A 384-nucleotide genomic window follows, 5' to 3' on the forward strand; every position below is an offset into this window, starting at 1 on the left:
GCCAAGGAGTTTACTGGCTTTTCCTCCACTTTTCCCAGAGACGTGTTTTCCGGCAGGATATTGCCTAGTATTGAACCATAGAAAGTCGAAACCAGGTGCGACCTTTTTTCCATTTACTTCAATTTCTCGAAGTGTGTGACAGATTCTTGTCTTTTCTGGTTTCAGTTGGAGTCCAATGGGCTTTAACCAATCGGAGATGGCAATCTTGCACTGTTCAATGATTTCGCTGCTTTGTGATATGACTACAAAATCATCGGCGTATCTAACGACTGTTGTATTGATAATCTTCCCTTTAACTTTGTGTTTGGGGAATAATTTTTCGATGTGCCTCACCATTCCATCCAGTGCGATGTTGGCGAGGAGTGGACTTATTACCCCTCCTTG

At 43.0% G+C, this 384-nt stretch carries 1 protein-coding gene; it reads right to left on the bottom strand.

Annotated elements, in window-relative coordinates; genetic code table 11:
* Positions 1–384 (bottom strand): reverse transcriptase/maturase family protein (locus LKE08_RS00190; RefSeq protein WP_324702177.1); only part of this gene is annotated, 384 nt, incomplete at both ends.

The sequence above is a fragment of the Lyngbya sp. CCY1209 genome (assembly GCF_035615495.1).
Classification (GTDB): Bacteria; Cyanobacteriota; Cyanobacteriia; order Cyanobacteriales; family Microcoleaceae; genus Limnospira.